The sequence below is a fragment of the Bacteroidota bacterium genome (assembly GCA_030706565.1).
GTDB lineage: Bacteria > Bacteroidota > Bacteroidia > Bacteroidales > JAUZOH01 > JAUZOH01.
Genome location: JAUZOH010000176.1, coordinates 1 through 7844 on the forward strand (window position 1 = coordinate 1; position 7844 = coordinate 7844).

Sequence of the window (7844 nt, forward strand, 5' to 3'; positions counted from 1 at the left end):
GGAGACCGTTCGGCAAAAATCAGGACATACAATTATCCCCAGGGCAGGGTTACAGACCACAGGATTACACTCACGCTGTACAATCTTGCAGCAATCATGGATGGAGACATCCAGGAAATTATCGACAAGCTGCAAATGGCCGAAAATGCTGAACGTTTGAAAGAAATGGTTGAAGAATAAAAATAAATAAAATGAACTTCGAAGATATCGTCAAACAAATCAAAAAGAAAAAAAGTTTTTTGTGCATCGGCCTTGACACGGATATTCACAAGATTCCTAAAATGTTGATGAAGGAAGAATATCCCGTCTTCGAGTTTAACAAAGCCATCATTGATGCCACTCAGGACGTTGCCGTGGCTTATAAGCCCAATATTGCCTTTTACGAAAGTCTGGGAGCTGCCGGATGGATCAGCCTGGAACTTACCGTAAAATATCTTCACGAAAAATTTCCAGAAATTTTTTTAATTGCCGACGCCAAACGGGGTGATATTGGCAACACTTCAAAAATGTATGCTTCGGCCTACTTCAGCAATCTGGATTTTGATGCAGTAACCGTAGCACCTTATATGGGCGAGGATTCAGTTATTCCTTTCCTTTCTTTTGAAGACAAATGGGTCATTTTGCTGGCGCTGACGTCCAATAAGGGGGCTAATGATTTTCAGTTTATCGCCGGGCAGAATAATGGCTTAAAGCTTTTCGAGGATGTTTTGACCATTTCTCAGCAATGGGGGAATAAAAACAACATGATGTATGTTGTTGGGGCCACGCGTGCAGAAATGCTGGCTGATGTCCGCAAGTTTGTTCCCGACCACTTTTTGCTGGTACCGGGCATTGGAGCCCAGGGAGGCAGCCTGAGTGAAGTGGCCAAATATGGGATGAACAATTCCTGCGGGCTTTTGGTCAATTCTTCAAGAGGTATTATTTATGCCGACGGCACCAATCGTTTTGCCCAGGCCGCCCGTGAAAAAGCCATCGAAATTCAAAAAGAAATGGAAATCCTTTTGGCTGATAAAGGAATTATTTAATTTAATTTATTTCCATTTTCCTGCGTTTTTTTATCTTTATCTTATATATAAAACGCAAAGGTATGGACGAAGAATTCCTTCAATATATTTGGAAATGTAAGCTCTTTGATTCAACCATGCTTACTGATGAAAATGGAGAAAAAATTGAAATTCTTCAGGTCGGCGAACAGAATCATGATGCCGGCCCCGATTTTTTCAATGTCAGAATAAAAACCGGGCAGACCGTCTGGGCCGGGAATGCCGAAATTCATGTTAATTCCTCAGATTGGGCTAAACATGGGCATCATACCAACAAAGCCTATGACAACGTAATCCTACATGCCGTTTATAATGATGATGCCCCAACCTATAGAACCAACGGGGAAAAAGTTGCTACAGTCAAATTAAAATTCAATCCCCTCCTGATAGAAAATTATCAGCGCCTTTTAAAAAGTGACAGATGGGCCAGCTGTCAGAACAATATTCAACAGATAGATCATTTTACGATTAAAAGCTGGATTTTGTCACTAGCCATAGAACGGCTGGAGGAGAAAACACAAAGCATTCAAAAAAGCCTGGCTGACAACCATAACAACTGGACGGAATCCTTCTATCATTCGCTGGCCCGGACATTCGGAGCCAACTTAAATGCCGATGCCTTTGAACACCTGGTCAGAATACTTCCTTTCAAATATTTGGCCCAACACAAAGACAACCTTTTTCAGGTCGAAGCTTTACTGTTCGGACAGGCCGGACTTTTTGACGACATATTATTTGGTGATGAATATTATCAGGCTTTAAAAAAAGAATATGTCTTCCTTCAAAAAAAATTTGGTTTAAAGCCCATGGAATTGCATCTTTGGAAGTTTTTAAGATTACGGCCGATTAATTTCCCGACCATAAGACTGGCACAATTTGCCGCATTGGTCCATCAATCAGCAGGTCTTTTCTCAAAAATACTCTATGCCGAGGATCTCAAGGAAGCTAAAAATTATTTCCGGGTAAAAACATCTGAATATTGGGATACACATTATGTTTTTAACAAAACGTCAACATATAAAAAGAAATTTCTTGGAGAAGGAACCATGACGAACATCGTGATAAATACCCTGGTCCCATTTCTTTTTGTTTACGGGAAAAACAAAGGTGATGAAAACTTCAAAAATAAGGCCATTGAATATTTGGAACAGTTAAAACCTGAAAAAAATTCCATTATCGATCATTGGGCAAAAATTGGGATATCAGCCAGGAACGCTTATGAAACCCAGGCATTGATCCAATTAAAAAACAAGTATTGTAATTTTAAGCGTTGTCTGGATTGCCAGATTGGTAATAAAATCATACGCTTATAATAATTTTATCAAGTGAAAAGGGAAAATCTCAAACCCATATACTTTTCTTTAGCACTGCTATTTCTGGTGATCAATATCGGAGTCTTCGGATTTATGTTGATTGAACATTACAATCTAACCGAAGCATTTTTCATGACCATCATTACCCTGGCCACAGTAGGCTTTAATGAAGTCAGGCCTTTATCTCCGCATGGAATGTGGTTTACTTCAATTTTGATCATTTTCAGTATCGGTATCTTTGCCGTTACGGTAACAACGGTTACCCGGTATATCGTTGAAGGAGTTTTCGGAAACTATTATAAATTAAACAAGGTGAAAAGCAAAATCGAAAAACTTAAAGGCCATGTCATTGTCTGTGGCTATGGACGAAATGGGAAACAAGCCGTAAATGAGCTGTTAACCCGCAACGAGCCGATGGTCATTATTGAAAAAAATGAAGAAATTCTGGAAGGGCTTCAAAACGAATCCCAATTGCTTTTTATCAAAGGAGATGCAACAAACGACGAGATATTGCACGCGGCAAATATAGAAAATGCAAAATCTTTGCTCACCACCCTTCCTGTAGATGCCGACAATCTTTATGTTGTTCTTTCGGCCAGGGAAATAAATTCCAAACTGCAAATCATCAGTCGTGCCTCGCATGACGGTTCAGACAAAAAATTACGCTGGGCCGGAGCCGACAACGTGATCATGCCGGATAAAATCGGCGGGCAGCGGATGGCCAAACTGGTTTCCCAACCCGATGTGGTTGAATTCATGGAATACGTGATGATGCAAAGCACCAACGATGTGACTATTGAAGAAATTTCATTTGAGAAATATGACAGGCATTTCGAAGGTATGACCATAGAGAAACTGCACAGATTATGCAGTCATACCGGCATAAATATTTTAGGCCTGCGCCTGGGGCTTGACCAGTCCTTTTGCATAAATCCCCGGCCTGAAACTTTTTTACATTCAAACGATAAATTGTTTGTCCTGGGTACCTTAAGCCAGGTCAGTCAATTTATTAAAATGCTGGAGGATTTATAGCACACTACTTTATTTCAGGATCTTTTTCCTGTTGCTTAAAAGAAGCATACAAAGAGGGCAAAGTATTGAATTCTGCTTTAAAATACTTAGCGAAATACTTGGGATTGTTGAATCCTATCCTGTAAGCAACTTCAGAAACAGAAAGGTCGCTTTTTTCGAGAAGTTGTGCTGCCCGTTTCAGGCGGATAAAACGGATAAATTCAATAGGCGTTTTACCGGTCAGGGCCAGGACTTTTTTATACAAATGCACCCGGCTCATCCCCAATTCCCGGCTGAGTGTTTCGACTGAAAATTCAGGATGCGACAGTTCTCTTTCCACCAAATCGGTTGCCTTTTTGATGAATTGCTCATCCGCAGAATCTATCTTAATCTCCTCAGACTTAATTTCGATCTTCTTTTGATAACTCTTGCGCAGGTTCTGACGTTGTGCAATAAGATTCTTTATCCTTGCTTCAAGGATTTCAAAACTGAAAGGTTTGGTGATATATTCATCGGCCCCGTGTTCAAATCCTTCGAGCTTCTGCTCATCAGTAATTCTGGCGGTCAGCAATATCACAGGAATGTCGAAAGTCCGGCGGTCGGTTTTAATCCTGTGGCATAAATCAATCCCGTCCATTTCGGGCATCATGATGTCACTGACAATCAAATCGGGCATATAGCTTAATATGCGTTCCCAGCCTTCTTCTCCATTTTCAGCCTCCAGGATATTATAGCGTTGTTTGAGGTTATCTTTTAGGTAAAACCTGAAATCCTCATTATCTTCAACAATCAAAATCAAAGGCTTCTTCTTATCTACCTTAAACCCTTTTATTTCGGAGGTCTCATTAATATTTTCCTCAGAATCCATAGCCCAATAGCTTACTTCTTCAGATATAGATTTTTTCTCCACCTGGTTAAAAGGAAGATGAAGGGTAAAACAGCTTCCCTTTCCGGGCGCACTTTCCACGGCAATTGTCCCTCCCTGAAGCTTGACATACTCACGGGTAAGTGCCAGACCAATGCCGCTTCCCTGATTCATCAAACTTCCAGGTAAATCATTCTGGAAGAAACGTTCAAAAATCTGTTCATGTTTCTCTTCAGAAATACCAATACCTGTATCTTTAACCTTTATAATCAACCATTTAATCTCATCCCCTATTTTTTCTGATGCCGTTTTTGATCCGTTAATTTCAGCCTCAAGCTCAATCTCAACGGCCACAGAACCTTTTGAAGGGGTAAATTTAAAAGCATTGGAAAGCAGGTTAAACAAAGTCCTTTCGAGTTTTTCATGATCGAAAAGAGTATTAAATCCCGAGATAGAAGAATAGAAAGAAAGGTGAATATCCTTTTTTTCTGAAATATCTGAGAAAGTCAAAGTCGTTTCCTTTAAAAACTGAATTATATCGCCAAATGTAGGATGTAATTTTATCTCATCAACCTCCATCTTACGAAAATCCAACAGTTGGTTTACCAGATTAAGTAACCTTCTGGCATTGCGATATACTAAGGCAAGTTGTTTTTCCTGGTCGGGATTTTTCATTTTTTTGAGCATTTGCTCAAGGGGAGAGATAATCAAAGTTAAGGGAGTTCTGAATTCATGGCTCACATTGGTGAAAAACTTTATTTTCATCATATCCATGTCGTGCCGGCGTTGAGCTTCCTGTAATTCCTGCTCGTTGCGGTAATTCATTCTCGCCCGCCGGAGCTCCAGCCAGCGCAATATAAACAGCAGTCCGGCCACAAAAATGAGATACAGAACGATGGCAAAATTACTTTTCCAGAAAGGAGGTAGAACGGTGATTTTCAGTTGTGCTTCCTGTCCATTCCATAGCCCATCATTATTTGATGCTTTCACAATAAAATAATATTCGCCGGGATTAAGATTGGTATAGGTAATCCTTCTGTTAGACCCGTCAGTCGTAAGCCACGTCTTATTAAAACCCTTAAGTCTGTAAATATATTTCACTTTTTCAGGATGGAGAAAATTAAGAGCAGCGAATTCAACAGAAAAAACATTATCGCTGTATTTCAAAACGATTTCAGAAGTTTCGGATATGGCTTTTTTCAGGACAACTTTGCCCTTTACTTCTTCATTAACCCCTACGCTTTTATTGAATATCTGCAAATCTGTAAAGACCACCCGCGGGGCGGTACGGCTCATGGTAATAGATGAAGGGCGGATAATATTAAAACCATTGGCACCGCCAAAAAGTAATTCACCCTGACTGGTTTTACAGGCAGCTTTCTCATTAAATTCCTTCCCCTGCAAACCATCAGATTCATCAAAATTTCTAAAAATGAAGTAATCTTTATTTGCCTTTTGATCTTTGCGGATTGTCAGGCTGGATATACCATTCGGAGTACCAAACCACATTTTCCCAAGATTATCCGCCAGGGCAGTCAATATTGAATTATCGGGCAATCCGTCATTTTTCCTGAATATCTTAAATCTTCGTTTTCCTTTCTCAAAAAGATTCAGTCCGTCGCGGGTGCCAACCCAGACATTACCAGAAAGATCGCAAGCAACTGTCAGAACGTTATTATTACTTAAACTTTTAGGATCATTATTATGTCCATAATGGACAAACTGTCCGTTTTTTCTTACAAGTTCATCTACACCTTCAGCAGTTCCCACCCAAAGGTTTTTATCCTTATCTTCGGTAAGAGAGGTAATATAATTAGATCGTACAGAATTTTTGTAACCAGCCCTGTAGTGATTAAAAACCTTCTTGTTTCTGTCGAATCTATCCAATCCTCCGCCCAGGGTACCTATCCATAAATTGTGTTGAAAATCCTCCAAAATACTCCAGATACTATTTTGAGAAATACTAACGGAATTGGAAGGTTCATGCATAAAATGAGTAAATTGCAGGCCATCGTAACAGTCAAGCCCGCCGCAATAAGTACCTATCCATAATTTTCCCACTCTGTCCTCGTAAAGACTAACAATAACATTGTTACTTAAGCTGTTGGAATTCCCGGCCTCATGTACAAAATGCTTAAATTTACCTGTATGGCGATTATAATAATTCAGGCCTCCCCCATTGGTTCCAATCCAGATATTACCTTTAGGATCTTCACAAAAACAATTCACATCGTCATAGCCCAAACTTTGAGGATCGGAAAGAAGATGTTTGAAAAGGCCGAACCTGAAAATATCTTCATGAAAATAATCCACTCCCCTTTTATAAGTGCCTGCCCAAATAATTCCCAAATTGTCTTTATACAATGAATAAATACTGTTTTGTGACAGACTGTTTTTATCTTCAGGATTGTTAAGTAAATAAGACACTGAAAAATCCTTTTTATCAAGCAGGTTGATTCCCCCATGATCTGTTCCAATCCAGATCAAACCTTTATTATCCTGAACAATACTAAGGATTTGATTTGTGTTCAAGCCCTTCTTTCCATTTCCTTTATCTATATGTAAAAAGGACCTGGTGGACGAATTAAAATAAAAAGCTCCTATAGGACTGTCGGGGCAGCAAATCCACAAATCATCATCCGAATCAATGAACAGTTTATACTTAAAAGTTTCACTTCCATTAAATTTTCTCAAAAAATCACTTCTATATATGGTTTTAAAGTTTTCAGAATTCATCAACAACAGGATGCCACTTTGATACACTACCCAAAGTTCGTTCTTCGAATTAAATCCTGCAGCGGTTATCACATCCCGTCTTGAATTTTCTTCACCTCTAAACGACAAATCCACTTTTACATTTTTTTTGAAGGAAGTGAAGTATTTGTACAGCCTGCACTTTGTACCCAAGAACCAATAATTCCCATTTTTGTCTTTAATAATATTCGATACAGAATTATCAGGCAGAGAAAATTGCTTCAAACAGGAATAAACATTTTGCGAAAAAGTTTCTGTTTCAGGATCATAAATATTTAGGCCATTGCGGGTATTAACCCATATTTTTCCACGAGGGTCTTCAAAAGCAGAAATAATATAATTATCGTTAATAGAATGAGGGTTGGAAAAATCATGTATAAAAACCTTTGAAGCATAACCGTCGAAACGGTTTAATCCGGACATGGTGCCGAACCACATGAAGCCCTTTCTGTCTTTCAGGATGCAATTGACCTGATTATGGGATAAACCATTGGCAACATCAAACCTCACAAACTTATACTGGTCAATTTGCGCAGTTATTAACTGATTGATTATTAATACGAAGTACAAAACAGCAGTAAAGCTTTTATTCAGCATAACTGACTAAATTAGTTAGAAAACAGGTTTAGGTTAATATAGAAATTCGAAATTTAATAATTTTAATCATATAGTCAAATTGATAAAATTCAAGGTTAAATTAGATTTCTTTAAAAAAAGGTGAAATTATTTTTCAATTTGTATCATTTTTTAGGCTTTTTTGTTTTGATTAAAAGATTTTATCAATACCTTTGTGCACTGAAAAAAGGAAAATCATGCGTAATAGTATTATCATTCTCATTAGCCTATTCCTATCTCTAA

The 7844-nt window shown here is 38.6% G+C and carries 5 protein-coding genes; 4 read left to right on the top strand and 1 reads right to left on the bottom strand.

Annotated elements, in window-relative coordinates; translation table 11 throughout:
• The 4 genes from Q8907_09920 to Q8907_09935 form a co-directional block, all read left to right on the top strand.
• The coding region (locus Q8907_09920; protein ID MDP4274582.1) for a peptide chain release factor 1 at nucleotides 1-180 on the top strand (180 nt) is incomplete at its 5' end.
• 11 nt (nucleotides 181-191) lie between these two features.
• Nucleotides 192-1025 carry an orotidine-5'-phosphate decarboxylase gene (gene pyrF, locus Q8907_09925; protein MDP4274583.1) on the top strand — a complete coding sequence of 278 codons (834 nt, stop codon included), beginning with the start codon at nucleotides 192-194 and terminating at the stop codon, nucleotides 1023-1025.
• A 62-nt stretch (nucleotides 1026-1087) separates the two neighbouring features.
• A complete protein-coding gene (locus Q8907_09930; protein MDP4274584.1) occupies nucleotides 1088-2356 on the top strand; it encodes a DUF2851 family protein in 1269 nt (422 codons plus the stop codon).
• Between the two features lie 12 nt (nucleotides 2357-2368).
• Nucleotides 2369-3388, top strand: coding sequence for an NAD-binding protein (locus tag Q8907_09935; protein MDP4274585.1), 1020 nt, complete (start codon nucleotides 2369-2371; stop codon nucleotides 3386-3388).
• A 4-nt stretch (nucleotides 3389-3392) separates the two neighbouring features.
• Here the strand turns inward: Q8907_09935 and Q8907_09940 are convergent, their stop codons facing one another.
• The gene (locus Q8907_09940; protein ID MDP4274586.1) at nucleotides 3393-7583 is read right to left on the bottom strand and encodes a two-component regulator propeller domain-containing protein; all 4191 of its coding nucleotides are present in this window, start codon (nucleotides 7581-7583) and stop codon (nucleotides 3393-3395) included.
• Nucleotides 7584-7844 lie beyond the last annotated feature (261 nt).